Genomic DNA, 18115 nt, shown 5'->3' with positions numbered 1-18115 from the left:
CCGCCTAGACTTGGTGAACATCACCAAGTCTAGGCGGCTATTTTAATGATTAACGATCCATCGTTTTTATTTTTTCAATGCCAAATAACCGACGAAGCTAATTAATGAAGTAGTTGGAAAAGAATACGATATCATGAGTTTCTTCTGGATTTAACTCAAATAATAGACCGCAGCTTCTGCTATACCTCGATCTCCATCCCGATGTTCCGTTCTTTCGATTGGCGGTAAACGCCTTTTGCCACAGCGAGGTCAAAGTAAGCGGCACCGACGGATTTAAAGAAGGTAATTTCCTCTTCATTTTCCCTGCCTGTTTTGGTCCGCATGACAAGTTCATAAAGCTCCCCGTGTATATCATTAAACGACCAATTTCCCTGATCGGCTGCATAAATGAGTTCTCCTGCTTCAGCCTTCACGCCCGCCAAATCGTCGACGATAATTTTAGCAGCGCGAGATACCGTGGTATGATCCACTTCTTTCATATCCGGCAAGTAAGACCCGACCCCGTTAATGTGTGTGCCCGGCTTTACATTCTGCCCATTAAATACAGGCTCGTTCGAGCGGGTTGCACAGCAAATTATATCTGCTTGGCGAACAGCTGCTGAAACATCTTCGCAAACTTCAAATGGAACGGTTACTCCGAATGCCCGCAGCTTTTCACCGAAATTCTGCGCTTTCTCTGGTGTACGATTTACTAATAAAATACGCTCAATGTCCCTTACGGCTAACACACCAATTGCTTGTTCAAATCCCATGGCCCCTGTTCCGATGATCGTGAGGACCCGGGCGTCTTTACGAGCAAGAAAGTCTGTGGCAATGCCGCTCAATGCCCCCGTTCTGAGACGTGTTAAATAGGAGGCATTCAACAATGCTAAGTGTTCGCCATTTTCTGCATCTGACAGCAAGATGACTCCTTGTGTGGTTGCCATCCCCCTTGAAGGATTCTTTGGAAAAATCGTAACAACTTTGACTGCCGAAACTTCTTCAGATAAATCAGCGCTTGGCATGTAAAGGGCCGATGCCTCGTGTTGAGGAAAATCAAGAACTGTGCGATGAGGGTTGTCTATTCGTTGAGCACCGTGAGCACGTAATACGGCCTTTATATCCGCTATTGCGTCTTTCATTCCATATGATTGTTGAATTTCCTTCTCGCTTATTACCAACATTCAATTGTCCTCCTTGAAGTGAAAAATCCATAGATTACATGGCACTAGTATTATGCGTTTCGTCTAATTTCTGATTGCTGCGATCCTTAACTGCCCATATCGCCGCTAGGGAAAGGACAGATGCAAAAATAATATAAAGGGCGACAGGAACATAGGAGTTATTAAATCTATTAAGTAAAGCCGTTGCAACTAGCGGCGCTGTTCCTCCTGCCAGAGCTGCTCCGATTTGATAGCCAAGCGTGATGCCGGTATAACGGATCTTTGCATCGAAAATTTCCGAGAACATCGTTCCAAGAACAGCTGTGATGGGGGCCCAAATAACCCCTAAACCTATCACTGTTGCAACAATTAATAGCAGTACCGATTTTTGCTCCAGCAGCCAGAAGTATGGGAATGCAAACAGTGCCATCCCAATCGTTCCGCCTATAAACAGCTTTTTGCGGCCAATCTTATCAGATAAATTCCCCATGATAGGTATTAAAATCGTCGTTATAATTGTCGCAATCATGACTGCAGTTAATGTAGCTGTCCGGGAGAAACCGAGATTTGCAGTAGCATATGATACGACAAACGTGCTGAAAATATAAAATGGAGCTGTTTCTACCACTTTGGCTCCGACGGCGATAAGCACTTCACGCCAATAATTCTTAAGAGTTTCCACAATCGGCAGCTTTGGAACTTCTCCCGATTCCTTCACTTTCTTGAAAGACGGTGTTTCATCAATTCCTTTACGAATCCATAGGCCGAAAAATACTAGCAGAGCACTAAAAATGAATGGGATACGCCATCCCCAAGTCATGAATGCGTTTTCAGGAAGCAGTGTCATAATAGATAAGGCAACGGTTCCAAGCAGCATTCCTATCGTAACACCCATCTGAGGAATGGCCCCGAACAAGCCCCGTTTCTCAGCGGGAGCATATTCAACGGCCAATAAAAGCGCGCCTCCCCATTCACCGCCAATTCCCAGACCTTGTACTAAGCGCAGCGTGATTAATAAAATCGGCGCCCAAATCCCAACAGCTTGATACGTAGGAAGAAGACCCATCCCAAATGTTGCGACACCCATTAAACTAAGTGTTAAAACAAGGGTTTTCTTTCTCCCGATACGATCGCCAATATGGCTGAAGATCACTCCGCCAAAGGGACGGATGAAGAATGCTAACGCAAAGGATGCATAGGAAAGCAACAGCCCTATTGTCGGATCCTCATTCACGAAGAATAGCTGATTAAACACGAGAGCTGAAACGGTCCCATATAAAAAATAGTCAAACCACTCAATCGAACTTCCGACTAAACTCGCGACTAATATTCGCCGCATTTGTTTCTTCTCCATCATGAGTCACCCCGTTAAAATTGAAGTGTCACTTCAATTTATTATTTCCTTTATTGTAAATAATTTATAATTTTCTGTCAATTAATTTATTAATGACAGAACATTCATCAAAATTTGTACTGTATAATGAAGCTAGATACTATGTAAAAAAGGGGGCATCTCTATGCCTTTTGATTCAATCGGGGAAAAAATGAAATCATTGAGGAAAGAGCGAAAACTAACATTAAAGAGCCTTGCTGAACAAACAGGCGTTTCGATCAGCTTTTTATCACAAGTAGAACGGGGTAAATCAAGCGTCACATTAGAGTCATTAAAAAAAATCGCTGATACATTGGATGTCAGCCCAAGTTTCTTTTTTTCAGAGGACCGCTCCCAAGAAAATTCAGATTATAATCATGAACAATTTCACTATCAGAATTTATCCAGCGGCATTCGTGATGCTGTTTTTTCGCCTATTCTCGTCACCTTAAAGCCAGGTGAAAATAAAGGAAGCGCCTTTTCTCATAGCGGACATGAATTCTTATTCGTTATCGAAGGGAAGTTAACCGTGGAAATAGAAGGAGAAAGAATGGAACTCCATGAACAGCAGTCGTTCATGTTCGATGCTAGAAAAGCCCATTACTGGTTTAACTTCTCGGATCAAAATGTCCGGTTTTTGGTGGTGTCGTCGAAATAACGTCACGGTGCTGTGGAATAAAAGTATATCCAGTTAACGAAACATGTCGTACAAAAGGATAGATGTAAACAGGGATTCCTCACTGTTCATCTATCCTTTCTAACTGTTAATTTGTGTCTTTGCATTAGGTCCTCATTAGTTGATAGAATGAGTTGTGTTTCTTTGATGAAACGATAATGAGGAGCGGTATGCTTACCTTTCAACAAATAGAAAGTGGGATTTTATGATTAACCTGGATCAAGTGAGTAAAAATTTTTCACAATTTCAGGCTATTAAGTCTGTTACTTTAACAATACCTAAAGGTGAAATTCATGGAATAATCGGAGCAAGCGGAGCAGGGAAATCAACGTTGCTGCGGTTAATGAATTTGTTGGAGACCCCAAATGCGGGTGAAGTGGAGGTAAACGGCCAAAGGTTGACAACATTGAGCAATAAAGCACTTCGAGGGGCACGGAAGTCGATTGGCATGATCTTTCAGCATTTTAATCTTGTGGCAAATAAAACGGTATATGACAATGTGGCAGCCTCTTTAGAGCTGGCAAATTATCCAAAGAAGGAACGTCGGAGCCGTGTTGTAGAGTGTCTCCAATTTGTCGGATTGGAGGGTAAGATGGAGAGATATCCTGCACAATTAAGCGGGGGACAAAAGCAGCGTGTTGCCATTGCAAGGGCATTGGCAAATAACCCGCAAGTGTTATTATGTGATGAACCGACCTCTTCCCTTGATCCAAATACAACCGCTGAAATATTAGATGTGCTAGAAAACATAAACAAACGCTTCGGTGTGACGATAGTCATTGTTAGTCATGAGCTGGATGTCATTAAAAGTATATGCAATCGTGTATCGATCATGGCAGAGGGAGAGATTTATGACACGGTCATAATCGAACCAACCGGGATTCAAAAAAAGGATAATCGTCCAGAATACTTTATCGAACAATTAGCAGAGAATGGTGGGCTGGGCCATGCCTGAGATTTTAGTTCAATATGAGGCAGAAATTTGGCAGTCAATTGGAGAAACCATTACGATGGTTGGTGTGTCCATTTTAGCTGCGATTTTGATTGGATTGCCTGTCGGGACCTTGCTATTTCTTTTTAGGAAGGGTCATTTGCTTGAAAATCCGTGGGCTTTCTCAATTTTAAATTTACTTGTGAATATTATTCGTTCATTCCCATTTTTATTATTGGTTGTTTTTTTAATCCCGTTTACAAGGCTCATAATCGGCACAGCCATTGGTACAGCAGCTGCTTGCGTTCCATTAGCGATCATCGCCATTGCCCATTATTCGCGATTGGTCGAGCAATCTTTAATGGACGTGCCAAAGGGTGTGATCGAGGCAGCCATTTCCATGGGGGCTTCCGTTAAGGGTGTCATATTTAAATTTCTTTACGTGGAGGCTCGTTCAGGGCTAGTCCTCGGACTCACAACATCGATTATCAGCTTTATTTCCTATTCAACGATCATGGGAGTGGTCGGAGGCGGCGGTATCGGCGACTTTGCCATCAGGTATGGCTACCAGCAGTTTAAAACAGAGCTAATGATTTATATGATTATCATTATGATTATTCTAGTACAGCTTATCCAATTCATTGGAACAGCAATAGCCGGAATGATTGATAAAAGATAAATAATGGAGGGAAACATCATGAAAAAAATACTCTTTCTCATGGCAGCAATTATGTTGTTTTTAGTAGGATGTGGAAAGACGAATGAAGTAAAAGAGAAAGAAAATGCGCAGAATCAGGAGAAGGAAGAGGTTACATTGAAAGTGGCCTCACTCATTCCCCCAATGACGGAAATCCTTGAGCTTGTTAAACCAAAGCTGGCAGAGGAGGGCATTAACCTGGAAATGGTTGTATTAAGTGATAATGTGCAGCCTAACACCGCACTAGCGGCAAAAGAAGTGGATGTGAACTTCTTCCAACACGTTCCATATATGGAGGAATTCAATCGAAACAAAAATGCCGAGCTAGTACCGGTGAAACCCATTTATTTTGCCAATTATGGGGTGTACTCCAAAGAATACGATTCAATGGATAAATTGCCAGAGGGTGCCGTTATTGCCATTGCAAATGATGTGTCGAATATCGATCGTTCATTGGCCTTGCTGGCACAGCATAAAGTTATCACTTTAAAGGAAAAAAAGGGTCCATACTATACAATGTCTGATATCACGGAGAACCCTAAAAACTATAAGTTCAAAGAAGTGGATTTATTAATGCTAGCGAGAACGTATGACGAAGCAGATGCGATCGTGATAACACCTGCTTACGCTGCACCGCTTGGTTTGACACCAAAAAATGACGCCCTTCTCACAGAAGGTGTTGAAAATGACTTTGCGATTACATTAGTGGCACGCAAGGATAACGTGGATTCTGAGCCAGTCCAAAAGTTGGCCAAGGCCATGACAAGCCCGGAGGTACGCAAATTTTTAGAAGAGAAATATAGTGAAACGGCCATTCCGGCATTTTAATTTTGATACAAAGAAAGGGCTATTCCTTCAACAGGAATAGCCCTTATTTACGTTTCAGTTTAACTTTGCAAATTTTGTGGCTCCTGGAAAATTACAAAGCATAAAGAAATATTCTAATATCCTACCTTCTTTATACTATAAATCCGTTTAATAAAAAGTCCCTTCATTTCTTGAATAAATATAGAAACTCTTCTAAAATATATTTAGTCCATAATTTTACAGTGAATAAAAATATTACATAGAAATGAATAAGAAAAGAAGTTGAAAGGACTTTCCATTATGTCGATGATCTACGAATCTCAAACACTAGTTTCTGCCATACAAACGCGTGTCGGACAATATAAGGACCTGAAAGAACAGCTCACAGAATTAAAAAAAGGATTTGAGAGTATTGTTCATTTGGATGATGAGCTGCAGGGGCAAGGAGCAGAGGCCATCAAAGGGTTTTACAAAGCACAGATCGATGTCGTGGATTCTTGGCTGCGTCTGATCAATCGGCATGTTGCCTTTTTAAGTGGAATTCAAGGAGATACAATCGAAGCGAACCTTAGTGAAACCGTAGTTACGGTCCCTTTTTTAGAGGAAGAGCTGACAAATGCGACTCGAAATTCCAAGGAAATGGTCACAGCCCAGAAAAACGATCTGAAAAAAATATTAGCTGGAATTGATGATATCATTCAGTTAGAGCCTTTTTCCGATGATGCGTTCTTTGAAAATATCGAGAAGGCTGAAACAAAACGGACCGAAACGATAGACAAAGTAAACGAAATCGATCATAAGTGGACGACTGAATACGCTAAATCCGAAGCGGACCAAGCGGCAGTGACGGCACTCATGGAGCAATTGAAAGTATCCAGTACAAGGGGAGGAGTAGTATCCCCTCTCTATTTTAATGCAGCGGCTTATAAAAGTAGTGAAGCCTATAAAAACCTGGAAGTAAGGAAAAAAGAAACCGCGCAATATCTCAAGGTTAAGAAAGAGGAAGCAGAGAATCGCCGGATCAAAGACTTGAAGGCACAACTCGATCATGTAACAGATCCAGATGAGTTCCTCAAAATCGCCAAGCAGATCGGGTACGAAAACTTAGCGCCCACCCAGCAGCAATATGTCATGCAGCTAGAAGCATCCAAGCAAACCGCAGACATCGCAAAAGGAATCGGCGTAGGCCTGTATGATGTAGGTAAAGACTTTGTGACAGGAGTTTGGGACTTCGTCACAGATCCCGGGGAAACGGTTGAAGGTGTGGCAAACTCGATCATGCACCCGATTCAAACCTATAAATATATATCCAAATCCATCTCCGACTCATATGAACGGGATATGGTAAATGGAGATGCCTATTCGCGGTCTCATTGGGTAACTTATGCCCTCGGAACAGTCGTCACATCAGTAGTAGGAACAAAAGGCGCAGGTGCGGTAGCGAAGACTGGGGTAGCCACTACAAAAGCCGCTGCAGTAAAAGGCGTTACGAAAGCAAAAGAAATGGTCTCTATCCCTAACCTATTGCCATACAATCCAAAAAACCAACTGTCGTTGGCAGGGGGAGTACCTTATAATGTGGTTAATGGTACTGGATTAAAAGAACAGTTAATTTCAATGGCGAAAGTGGAGTCGGAAATTAGTGGTAAGGGTAGGTTAAATGTAGAAGATGTCACTAAAGAGATTTTGAGGACTAAACCAATGAACTCTCCTATACCTGAAAAGTGGTATAAAAAGGGCGGGAAAATCTCTATCGATGATAACGGCACTTGGACTTATATTAACAAGTCTGGAATATCAGTAAGTTATCCAAATGGTTATCCTGATTTTACACCCTATGTACATCCAAATGTTGAGCCGGTTAAAATCGAGGTACATTCGCCTAAGAATAATCCAAAAGACTTTGAAAATGCAAATATAGCGGCTAAACTTAGTAAAGATACTGATCCTCCAATAATTGATATTAGGAAACCACCAGAAGGGTATACATGGCATCATCATCAAGATGGAAAAACGATGATGCTAGTAGATGAAGATATTCATAGAGAGTTTAGACACATTGGTGGTCAATCTAAAGTTAATGGAAAAAATAAGTAAGATTAGAGGAGTGCGAATATGACAAAAATGAGTAGCAAAAATCCAAAGATTTCCCTACAAGATATAAAACAATTTGAACAAGAGTACGATGTTACGCTACCTAATCAATATGTTGATTTTCTACTAGAATACAATGGGGGATATCCTGAAGAATCTAACTTCAAAATATCTGATGATGAAGGAGAAAGTTTAGTTAATAAGTTTTATGGAATTGGAGATATGAAGAGTAATTTATCTAAAGTTTTTGAGGTTTTAGAAGGAGAAATACCGGAAGATTTTATTTCAATTGCTAATGACCCAGGAGGGAATGAAATTTTATTAGGAGTTAGTGGAGAATACCAAGGAAAGATCTATTTTTGGATTCATGATATAGAACCAGAGGAAGAAATGGGCAATATGTTTATCCTTGCAGATAGTTTTGATGAGTTCTTTAATAACCTATATTTATCTAAATAATGATACTAATGGGAAGCTACATTTATCCGTTTTGAGCAAACCTAGAGTTTTTAACAATATAAGTTATGACAATTGCGAAAGATAGCTAGGCGAGATGACATTTTAAGTTTACGAATTATCGTTACAAGGAACAAACTTTAAACCTACGATTTAAGCAAGCTCGTTGGTTTAAAGATAAGATTTGTAATGAATTACTTTATATAGCTAACGATAAAGCATTTGATTGTCTTTGAGGCAACAGGTGCTTTTTGTTTTATTTTTTGAATTTTAATTAAAGGAAAACATAATATTAAATCTTTAGATAATTTTAAAAATCAATTGAAAGCAGTCTTTACGGCGGGTTCAGACTTAGATGATACTATTGATATTCTAGAAGACGTTGGAAATAAAGGAGAAACTAAATGGATAAAACTCAAATTTCGAAAGACATTAGAGGTGCGATAAAAAGTGGCCAAACGGATACGGTAAGAGATTTACTCGAGAAAGAACCAGAAATGTTAACATGGGTAACTCCCTTTGGTACATGGTTACATATCGCAGCAGCTCATGGGCATGTAGAAATAATAGAATATCTTATTAATGCCGGGATCGATACTAATGCACAGGGTGGAACTTTTTCTACAAATGCCCTTGAAAGAGCAGCTACAAAAGGGCATTTAGATATTGCCGAATATCTCATTAAACAGAATGTTGAGATAGATACTAGTGAACCAGATAGAAATCCACTGTTTGCTGCAATATATGGTGGTCATTTTGAGATTGTTAAATTGTTAGTTGAGAATAATATAGATATATCTATAAAATACTCTGGTGACAACATGAAAGATATGGATGCTTATACATTTGCCATTGAAAGAGGGCAAACAGAAATTGCTGAGTATTTAAAGGAGAAAATGGATCTAAAGCGGTCTTCAAGTGAGTGTATGAAAAATTAATGAAAGCCAAAAGGGTGTAATAGTCAAAATTAGGCGGAAAACTGGATAGCACACATTTGTGCTGCATCAGGTTTAAGAGGAGGGTTTTGAATTTTTGGGTAACAATTATAAAGATCAAATAGAAAATAAATTAAACACCTTAAATATTAAAAAACAAGCAGTCTTTACTTTAAGTTGGAGAGAAAATCTGATTAAGAAAATAGAAACTATGTATGATATTAACATTCCAAAAGATTATAGGGAGTTTCTTCTTAACTATGATGAAACTTTTTTTGAAAATGAGGTAACATATAAACCGATTGAGACATCACCTTGGACAACTAAGGAGGGTACTCAAGTATTTGAAGGTTTTTATGGATTATCTAGTGAAAATAATTTATTCGACCAAATCGAAAGTTATTTAAATCGGATGCCAGATTGTATGATTCCAATTGGAAAAAGCCCGGGAGGAAATTTAATTTGCATAGGAGTAAAGGAAAGCTTCATGGGTAAAGTTTACTTCTGGGACCATAAAAATGAACGTGAAGCTAAAATAATGGTAAGAATAGAAGTTGCTTCAGGTGATGTTAACTCATATTGGGAAAATATACATCTTTTATCGGAAACATTCTTAGGTTTTTTAAGTGGATTAGAAATAATTAATGAAACTGAGAATATTGATGTTGATGAAGTAGAGCTGTGGCTAGATGATGAATTATTAGATGATTAAATTGTTCGCATTAAATTGGTTAACAGTATTATTATGTTTACCTTTTCGCTGGATAGCACCAACCATATAATTGAAAGGACTTTTAAAAATTCAAGATTAGTAGGTGATTTTGGTGAAATATTCAGCTTTACAGGAATTTATTAAGCGGTATGGAAAAGATGATGATTTTACAGGTGGAGTAAGTGATGAAAAAGTTAGAGAAACTGAACTAAAACTACAGGTCTCATTACCGGAAAGTTACAAGTGGTTTTTAAGAAACTATGGTTTTGGTGGACTCTTTGGAGTGAGAATAATTGGATATGGTTATACGGGTCCAGCAGTAGTAGATGCTACCAGAGGTCATCAAAAGTATTATGATTTAATAGATGGACTTGTGGTTATAGAAGATATTGATGAATTTGCCTATTGCCTCGATACTAATAAAATGAAAAATGGAGAATGTCCAGTTATTATGTGGGATAACCAAGAGGGATATGGTTTTACCGCAGCTGATAATTTCCCAGACTATTTGATCGAAAGTCTTGAAGAGGCAAAAGAAAACTGGGATGAAGATGAAGAAGATTGGTGAAAAATGGTATAAATAGGTTGTTGATCTAGCTTTGTTATAAAGTAAGAAATGAACTGAGAGATTACTAGGAGAGATATAATGCGATTTAAATATGAAGAACTTAGTTCCGCACCATTACTAATCAATTCGATTTATGAAGGTGGTTCCAAAAGGAATCCCGCTGCGGATGATCCGCTAACAAAATTATTTAAAGTTGAAGGATATATAAAAAGTGTCGGAAATAGAGGGGGATTCAGGAAATCAAACAAAGAAATTGATGGAAAGTCTACAAGTGAAATAGCGTATGTTGTAATTTTCACTACAGGAAAAGAAGAGGAATGGCCTGATACATTTTATGAAGAAACAGGAACTTTTATTTATTATGGGGATAATCGAGTCCCAGGAGATTATCTGAAGACTAAACAAAATGGAAACATGCTCCTTAAAGATATCTTTGAAAAAGCCTACAGTTCTCCTGAATCAAGGAAAGATATCCCTCCTATATTCGTTTTTAAATCTACAGGTGTTGGTTTTAATGTGGAATTTTTAGGAGTAGCAGTCCCTGGAATCAAAGGAAAGGCACTTAGTGATGTACTTGAATTAACCACGGGTGGAGAAGGAACGAATCAGTTCCAAAATTATAAAGCGCATTTCACCATGATAAACATTGGACCAGAAGGTGTGAGTAGAAAGTGGTTAGCGGAATTAAAAGGAAAAAATATAAGCACTAATCATTATGCACCGAAGGAATGGAATAATTTCATTGAAAATGGACCTGAACGTTTAACTCCTTTAGATAGTAAGAATAAGAAAACAATCGATAATACGTACGATGTTACATTGCCAAGTGAAAAGCAATATCTTCGTAAAGTAAGATTGACGCAAGGAAAATTTCGGGAAAATTTACTGAATAATTCTCCTGTATGTAAAGTATGCGGAATGAACATGCCACAATTATTGATTGCAAGTCATATAAAGCCGTGGAGATACTGCAACGATTATGAACGCATAGATTCTCATAACGGCCTCCTATTATGCCCTACCCACGATGCTGCGTTTGATGGTGGATATATAAGCTTTGATGATGAGGGAAACATGGTTATTTCTCATCTAGTAAGCAGTTTGAATAGTGAGTTGCTAAGACTGAATATCGACAATAAAATCGAACTCGATCCAATGCAATTGGAATATATGAAATGGCACAGAGACGAAGTATTTAAGAAGAAATAAAATAGGAAATCTTCTATAAGCTTATATAGGTATTTCAACTGTATCCAATCTATTTTTTCTATTAGTCAGTAATCTTGTATATGTTTTCTCATCTTGCCCTTTTATATAAGGAAAGTTCACGTGTTTTTTAATAGCATCTATATCCTTTGACCAAGCCCCCTCTTAAATAAGAAGGGGTTATTTGTCCATAATAAATGTTAAAAATGAGTTTGGAAATTAAAACGCTATTGTGTCACCTTGCTTTTGAAGGACTAAAAGTTCACGTCAACTATAATTGGTGGTTAGAAGTAAAAAATGACTACTATAAATAAGCCTTTAGACATATTGGTTGAAGCTATGAAACATTTATTTCTAATTGGGAAGAAGTATTATTTTAAAAAAAGTATTAAGTATCTGATAAAAAAATTTTCTTATATTGATGTTCGGTATAAAAGCAATAGGATGTTTTATTGAAATTTTAAGGGTTTGCTTACAATTATCTACTTTTTTGCTATAATGATAAATGGAAAAATAGGAAAAAATGACTAAAGAAGGTGAAAGTTTTGGCTGGACTATTTATTTCTACCTTTATGAGAAAAAAGAAAGGCAGCAATGCGGAAGAAATCGTATGGGATGCCCTTAAAGCTGCTTTCAATGATAGAGAATGTATAGGTTATTGGAACTATCCCATCTTCTCGGACGATTTCTCTGGAAGGAAGGAACCAGACGTCTTGCTGTTAGATAAGAAATTAGGGGTAACGATTATCGAAGTAAAAGGAATCACGATTGATCAAATCGTTGGAATACAAGGACATAAATGGATTTATCAAAATTTTTATACGGAAGAAGGAAATCCGTACCAGCAGGCTGAAGATCAAATGCATAGTTTGATGGATTGGGTTAATGAAAAAGAAGGATTAGCGAACAAGCTTTCAAAGAGGATTTTGGTATCCCTTCCATATATAACTAAGGAAGAGTGGGCGGAACGTGGCTTTAATCGTCTTCCAAGCAATCCCCCCATCTTATTCAAGGAGGACCTTTCCAATGAGAAAGGCCTACTCGAGAAAGTAACATCTGCTTTCCTTTACCGGACCGGCATCCCACTAAAGGATAACGAATGGACGGGCCTAACGGAATTGATTCATGGAGAGAAGTTACCTGGGAGTCCTGAGGTGGAGGAGGGACCGAAATATTCACTTTTATACATCGCTTCCACAGAGATGAAGCTCCTTCAGGATATGCGATTATTTGAACCGCTTTTAGAAAAAGGAGTTAAAGTGATTATTCTTTCTTGTTTTAAAAAGAAATCAGAATGGTTCCCTAGCCCGTTCTATCAAAAATTCGAAAAAACACTTTTGTTTCAATATGTCTCGTCCGATGATCCTTATGAATTGGAAGAACCAATTAAGGTTGTCGATGGAATCGGAGTTGATGAGGCATTTATGAGTGAGTGGCTGGATAAATTTCCACACTTTAATAAAGGACAATATAAGGTTGAGCATTCACCAGTAGAGGCAAATTTAGCCATTTCTGCTGGTGCGGGTACAGGGAAAACCACGGTCATGATACAGCGTATCATGTATTTACTTGCGATGGTTCCAGGGGTTTCCCTGAAGGATATTGTGATGATTACTTTTACGAGAGAGTCTGCTCAGGAGATGAAGCATCGCTTGAAGCAAGAATTGGTACTCAGGCAACAGGTAACTAGACAGCCAAGATACCTGCAGTATGCTGAGGAACTGCGAGAAATGAACATCAGCACCATACATTCATTTGCGAAGTCGCTGATTCAGGAACTTGGTTTCATCCATGGTTTTGGTCGCAATGTACAGCTTAAAGGCTATAAGGTCAAACGTAGGGAAATCATCAGTGCGATTTTAAATGAATTTGTAGCTGGCAGACCTATTGAAAAGCTGGGGCTTGGAAATTTCCAACATTATGAACTTGTGAAAATCGTGGAGTCTTTCTGGGATGAAATGGAAAGAAAAGGGCTTAGTGAAAAACAAATTTCCGGCTTGGAGTGGCGGGAGGGCGACTTCCCAGATGAACCTTTTGAAAAGCTAAATGACCTGTTTACTTATGCATTCCCACGTTGTGAAGAAATCTTTAATCAAGTGAAAAAGCGTGAAAACGCTATTACAATCGGCGATCTTGTGCGGAAAATTAATGAAATCAGTTCGGAAAATCCTGAAACGCTAAAAGAACTACCATATCAGTTTAAATACTTGTTTGTTGATGAATTTCAGGACAGCGATGATGTTCAAATCAAGCTTGTTGCCCAAATTAATAAGATGATCAAAGCAAAATTATTTGTTGTTGGAGACATCAAACAGTCAATCTATCGTTTCAGGGGGGCGGATTATACGGCTTTTACTCAACTGAAGGAAAATGTTGACGAACCATTCATCGATGAACCGCTTCGAATCAATTACCGGACCTCCAAGACACTGTTGGAAAAACTGCATCGCTATTTTAAAAATTGGGGTAAGCGAGGCGAGTTGACATACAAAGAAAAAGATCACTTGATTGGAAATGAAGATTCGACCTTTGGAATGAATGAATTCCGTGTGAGAAAGTACAATAAATGGGCTGATGAGCTAAAAGGCAAAGTACTGAATGAAGTGGAGAATGCTCAAGAGCTCATAAAAAATCAGATACATGAATCAAAGCAAAGGAAGATTTCTTTGCTTGTTAGGACGAACAACCAAGCGAAGCGTGTATATGAATGGCTGGATGAGCACGGCATTGCAGCGGAAATGAATGTAGGAGGGACCTTTTATAATAGCGAGGCGGTTAAGGACTTTTATCGTTTAGTAGGCGCTCTACTCTATCCGAATGATGCGAAAAGTGTACTGAATGCATTGGCCACTCCATTCTTTAAAAACGAGGTGCTGGTAGACGAATTGGTGCAATTCAAGGGGGATAATAATCAAATCCTAAGGTATTTACGAGAGAATACTTGGTTTCAAAAAGATTTTGAAATCCATGTCCAGCAATTAAGGGTCAAGCCTGTATTTGCAGTGATTCGGAATTTCATGACCCCGGATGTTTTTCAGACTCTATATTCTAAAAAACTCGTATTATTCGAGGGAATGCCATCAGAGAGAGAAAGAGAGAAGGCGAAATTTGATGTTCGGAAATATCAATCCAACCTGAATCATTTGATGAATCTGCTTCACCAGCAATTTGACAGTACGAATGCGACACTTTACGCTCTTCACTCGTGGCTGGGAATCAACATAAAAAGCAATCGTGAAGAAGATGAACCTCGCGTCGAAACTATGGACGCAAAGGACGTAGTCGAAATCGTCACCGTGCACAAATCAAAAGGTTTGGAATATCATACGGTCATTATGCCTTTCACAGAGCAACCTTTCCATTTTGAATGGGATGAAATTTTATTTGATGATGAAAAGAAAACGGTCGGCTGGTTTGTGAAGAATCATAAACTTGAAAACAGTTTTTATGAGGGTTTTAATGATGCTGAAACAATGGAAATTGTCAAAGAGGAAACGCGATTGCTATATGTCGCGATGACAAGGTCCCGGGAAAGACTGGTTATTTTCCTACCAAGTAAACAAATGGATGATACCTGGTCCATGCAATTGGACATGGGGTATTAGGAGGGGAGTTCAGCTAAGTATGAATTGTAAAGTGATGACCTATAGCAATCCTAAAAAACTTGATCAATTTGATGGTTTTAAGCCCTATACCGATGTCCTTCATGTATGTGCAACCAAAAACATGAGGGATGGGGTGTATGAAAGATATCAAAAAGATCAGGACGAGCCGTTTATCACAGCACCTATTGTGAGTTCAATTCAATTGATTGAGTGTTTGCTAGGCGATTGGTACAGCTCTGAAGTTAAACTTAAACAATATTTACATCTATCAGATATCATCCAAAATGAAGGTATATTAGAAGGCAACTACCTTTCATCCTTTCGGCGCAATCAAATCGAGGTGCTTGAAACCATAAGAATGATGGAATTATCAGGAGTGACACCTGCTGATTTAGACTCAAAAGAGCTCATACTTTCGCCGAAGGAGGAAGTATTTTTAACTATTTGGAGAAATTTTGAAAAGAACGCATCCATCAAGGAAGTAAGAAAGCTTTCTACTTTTGGTCTGAAGAGCACATTAAATAATCGTTGGAACAAAATTATCAAAGAGATAATTGAGAATTCCTATACAGAGGATGAGACCGTTTTTAATAAGATTAACCATTCGGTCAGTTATGAAAGGATTGTCCTGCATGGATTCTACTTTATGACACCAGAACAGCAACGAGTATTTTCATTATTAAAAAATGCCGGAGTGAACATCGTCTTTTTGAATCTTTATGATGACCGTTATCCAGAAACGTTTTCTTTTATTGGAAAATTCATAAATGGTAGACATGGCTGGATAGATAAAAACCAGTGGGAAATTGAGAAGTGCACGAGACTAGAAAGAACCATAGCCGATAAGTTCATAAGTGATTTTGATGGAGAACTAGTCGAAAACTATCAAAAACCGGAATATTTAAAGGTCAAGGATTTTCAGGATTTCTATGACTTCCTTCAAGATTATGAAAGCAATCTTGAAAAATCAAAAACCGAGGTTCATAAAACATATCTTGCTCCAAATGCAGATTCCTTGAATGATCGTTTACAGGAATATTATCCAGAGCTATTCAAAGCTAAAAGGCATTTTCTTGGGTTTCCGATTGGGCAGTATCTTTATCAACTCCATCAAATGTGGAGTGAGGAAGAGGAGAGCCTTATTTTGACGGAGAATGGTCTCTTTGAATGCTTTGCCTCGGGGTGGTTGCATGATAAGGAAACGAGGAACAATGCGAAGGATTACACAAAGGTTCTTCAAGATGTACTTCCATTTTTCAAAGGGTGCGTAACAAAAGAATCATGGACTAAAAGAGTAAAACATTTGCTCACTATACTTGAAAATGTTGTTCCAATATTTCAACAGGAAGAAGATGATTCTTTTCAAAAAAGGATGTCTAGTCCATTTGCGATGTTTTCCCAGTTTGCAACAGCAAAAGAGGATGTTCTTCAAATATCGCGTTTTATAGACTTGATTCTTAAAGTTTCGGACGACCTGTTTGGCGCTGGAAATAAGAGGATATCACTTTCTGATCATTTTACGAAACTTCGTCAATTGCTCGAAGCATCCAATCCGTACCTTGAGCATGAAATTTCAAATGAAGAAAGAGTCTTGATTGCTCAGCTTAGGAAAACACTACAAACAACTCCCGATATCGGAGCTTTTCATGTCAATGATATTAGTACTGCTATTAGTCTGTATTTATCGGGGCATTTAAAAAAGGATCATCAAGATGAAGAGTTAATTCGGCCTTTCATTGAAATTGATGGGGAAGCTTTCAAGAAAAATGGTATCACTCATGTGACAGGACTTGATGAAAACAGTCTTCCTTATTCTGAGTTCAAACTTCCATGGCCATTAAGTGACCAGGTCTTTCATGATGTCGCTAAAAGAAATATCCCCCTGTCTTTTCTGGTTTTACGGAATGACTGTGTGAAGGAGATTACGAGATACTTGGTTTATAATCTTCTTCAATTCTCTGAGAAACTTGAATTGTCGTGGATGGTTCAATTGGAGGATAAAAAGAACCTGGATAAGGCTATCTATTTGAGCCAGCTGAACTTGGAACCAAACAGTGAGGATGTAGTTATGCAAGATGAATTGCTTGATGTAAAGTTTGAGAGGGAAATCACGAAGCAGGAGTTGGATTCCTTTTTGGCTTATCCGATTGATGCTTTAGCAGAATTCATGTTCTGCCCGCGGAGATTTTATTATAGTTATTTATCAGGCAGTTCCGGGCCATTTCAAAATGAATTTGTCCATGAATTTCTTTTTGGCAACCTCTTGAAATCAATCGGTGCTTTGTTGCCGAATCTCAGTGATGAAAAAATCAAGGAAGAAGTGTTTAAATTTTTCCCATATTGGGATGAATTCAAATTGAATTTGATTGCCGAAGGAAATCTAAAGTACCGTTATTGGGCGAAAAAGAACTATGGGGGATATACGCCATACGGAATAGAAGAAAAGTTTAGTGATTTGCGCAAGTTGTTTCTCTTTCCTGTTCTTCAAAATAGTAAGGCTGACGAAGAAAGCAAAGCGGTTGCAGCCGAAATCGGACATCTTTATAACCAGCCTGGCATCGTCATTCCAACTTTGAGAACGGAATTCGAAAGACAACTGCAAGAATTTCCAATCCAAATGGAAGCAACCCCGAGTGGTAAATGCCGCTATTGCCCGCATACCCAAATTTGTCCTGAGGCATTTCATCCAATCGATGATGCAGAAAGGAAGCGGACTAAATGACGACCACAATATGGGGAATCCTGGCCAAAGAGTGGCGTATTCGTAAACAGAAAATCGATAGAGCAAAGCTTGAAGAGAATCTCGGTGAAAATCTGGCCATCGTAAAAAAAACAATAGAAAAAAGCAATCCCGTCCCGTCTGCATTGGACGATATCTATGCAGATGATGAAGATGATGATGAAGATTGGTAAA

The 18115-nt window shown here is 38.6% G+C and carries 15 protein-coding genes; 13 read left to right on the top strand and 2 right to left on the bottom strand.

What is annotated here, in order from left to right; genetic code table 11:
- Positions 1-179: 179 nt before the first annotated feature.
- Positions 180-1163: an ornithine cyclodeaminase family protein gene (locus MKX49_RS19710; RefSeq protein ID WP_340877452.1), complete on the bottom strand. Its 984-nt coding sequence runs from the start codon at positions 1161-1163 to the stop codon at positions 180-182.
- 34 nt (positions 1164-1197) lie between these two features.
- The gene (locus MKX49_RS19705) at positions 1198-2496 is read right to left on the bottom strand and encodes an MFS transporter (RefSeq protein WP_340877451.1); all 1299 of its coding nucleotides are present in this window, start codon (positions 2494-2496) and stop codon (positions 1198-1200) included.
- Positions 2497-2659: 163 nt separating this feature from the next.
- On the opposite strand from MKX49_RS19705, the gene MKX49_RS19700 reads away from it, so the two are divergent.
- From MKX49_RS19700 to MKX49_RS19640, 13 genes are all read left to right on the top strand, one after another.
- Positions 2660-3172: a helix-turn-helix domain-containing protein gene (locus MKX49_RS19700; protein ID WP_340877449.1), complete on the top strand. Its 513-nt coding sequence runs from the start codon at positions 2660-2662 to the stop codon at positions 3170-3172.
- Between the two features lie 223 nt (positions 3173-3395).
- Positions 3396-4145: a methionine ABC transporter ATP-binding protein gene (locus MKX49_RS19695; RefSeq protein WP_340877448.1), complete on the top strand. Its 750-nt coding sequence runs from the start codon at positions 3396-3398 to the stop codon at positions 4143-4145.
- Complete coding sequence (locus MKX49_RS19690) at positions 4138-4800, top strand: methionine ABC transporter permease (protein WP_340877447.1); 663 nt, start codon at positions 4138-4140, stop codon at positions 4798-4800. The genes MKX49_RS19695 and MKX49_RS19690 overlap by 8 nt, the downstream gene beginning before the upstream one ends.
- A gap of 18 nt (positions 4801-4818) precedes the next feature.
- Positions 4819-5646, top strand: coding sequence for a MetQ/NlpA family ABC transporter substrate-binding protein (locus MKX49_RS19685; RefSeq protein ID WP_063594653.1), 828 nt, complete (start codon positions 4819-4821; stop codon positions 5644-5646).
- A gap of 279 nt (positions 5647-5925) precedes the next feature.
- Positions 5926-7722: a T7SS effector LXG polymorphic toxin gene (locus MKX49_RS19680; protein ID WP_340877446.1), complete on the top strand. Its 1797-nt coding sequence runs from the start codon at positions 5926-5928 to the stop codon at positions 7720-7722.
- An 18-nt stretch (positions 7723-7740) separates the two neighbouring features.
- A complete protein-coding gene (locus MKX49_RS19675; protein WP_048687740.1) occupies positions 7741-8178 on the top strand; it encodes an SMI1/KNR4 family protein in 438 nt (145 codons plus the stop codon).
- A gap of 401 nt (positions 8179-8579) precedes the next feature.
- The gene (locus MKX49_RS19670) at positions 8580-9113 is read left to right on the top strand and encodes an ankyrin repeat domain-containing protein (RefSeq protein WP_340877445.1); all 534 of its coding nucleotides are present in this window, start codon (positions 8580-8582) and stop codon (positions 9111-9113) included.
- A gap of 94 nt (positions 9114-9207) precedes the next feature.
- Positions 9208-9822 (top strand): SMI1/KNR4 family protein, encoded by a 615-nt coding sequence (locus MKX49_RS19665; protein WP_340877444.1) that lies wholly within the window; start codon positions 9208-9210, stop codon positions 9820-9822.
- Positions 9823-9934: 112 nt separating this feature from the next.
- Entirely contained in the window at positions 9935-10390 is a 456-nt protein-coding gene (locus MKX49_RS19660; protein ID WP_340877443.1) for an SMI1/KNR4 family protein, read from the top strand.
- Between the two features lie 78 nt (positions 10391-10468).
- On the top strand, positions 10469-11599 hold the full coding sequence (locus MKX49_RS19655) for an HNH endonuclease (RefSeq protein WP_330501570.1): 1131 nt from the start codon (positions 10469-10471) through the stop codon (positions 11597-11599).
- 542 nt (positions 11600-12141) lie between these two features.
- A complete protein-coding gene (locus MKX49_RS19650) occupies positions 12142-15201 on the top strand; it encodes a UvrD-helicase domain-containing protein (RefSeq protein ID WP_340877441.1) in 3060 nt (1019 codons plus the stop codon).
- A gap of 19 nt (positions 15202-15220) precedes the next feature.
- A complete protein-coding gene (locus MKX49_RS19645) occupies positions 15221-17923 on the top strand; it encodes a hypothetical protein (protein WP_340877440.1) in 2703 nt (900 codons plus the stop codon).
- On the top strand, positions 17920-18114 hold the full coding sequence (locus MKX49_RS19640) for a hypothetical protein (RefSeq protein WP_330501567.1): 195 nt from the start codon (positions 17920-17922) through the stop codon (positions 18112-18114). The genes MKX49_RS19645 and MKX49_RS19640 overlap by 4 nt, the downstream gene beginning before the upstream one ends.
- Position 18115 lies beyond the last annotated feature (1 nt).

This window comes from Peribacillus sp. FSL M8-0224, assembly GCF_038003055.1.
Lineage (GTDB): Bacteria > Bacillota > Bacilli > Bacillales > DSM-1321 > Peribacillus > Peribacillus frigoritolerans.
Note: the sequence above shows the minus strand (reverse complement) of the source record. Positions and strands in the feature narration are given on the sequence as shown.

Coding starts and splice junctions, on each gene's coding strand:
- MKX49_RS19710 (WP_340877452.1), bottom strand. CDS start 1,163: ATGTTGGTAATAAGCGAGAAGGAAATTCAACAATCATATGGAATGAAA.
- MKX49_RS19705 (WP_340877451.1), bottom strand. CDS start 2,496: ATGGAGAAGAAACAAATGCGGCGAATATTAGTCGCGAGTTTAGTCGGA.
- MKX49_RS19700 (WP_340877449.1), top strand. CDS start 2,660: ATGCCTTTTGATTCAATCGGGGAAAAAATGAAATCATTGAGGAAAGAG.
- MKX49_RS19695 (WP_340877448.1), top strand. CDS start 3,396: ATGATTAACCTGGATCAAGTGAGTAAAAATTTTTCACAATTTCAGGCT.
- MKX49_RS19690 (WP_340877447.1), top strand. CDS start 4,138: ATGCCTGAGATTTTAGTTCAATATGAGGCAGAAATTTGGCAGTCAATT.
- MKX49_RS19685 (WP_063594653.1), top strand. CDS start 4,819: ATGAAAAAAATACTCTTTCTCATGGCAGCAATTATGTTGTTTTTAGTA.
- MKX49_RS19680 (WP_340877446.1), top strand. CDS start 5,926: ATGTCGATGATCTACGAATCTCAAACACTAGTTTCTGCCATACAAACG.
- MKX49_RS19675 (WP_048687740.1), top strand. CDS start 7,741: ATGACAAAAATGAGTAGCAAAAATCCAAAGATTTCCCTACAAGATATA.
- MKX49_RS19670 (WP_340877445.1), top strand. CDS start 8,580: ATGGATAAAACTCAAATTTCGAAAGACATTAGAGGTGCGATAAAAAGT.
- MKX49_RS19655 (WP_330501570.1), top strand. CDS start 10,469: ATGCGATTTAAATATGAAGAACTTAGTTCCGCACCATTACTAATCAAT.
- MKX49_RS19645 (WP_340877440.1), top strand. CDS start 15,221: ATGAATTGTAAAGTGATGACCTATAGCAATCCTAAAAAACTTGATCAA.
- MKX49_RS19640 (WP_330501567.1), top strand. CDS start 17,920: ATGACGACCACAATATGGGGAATCCTGGCCAAAGAGTGGCGTATTCGT.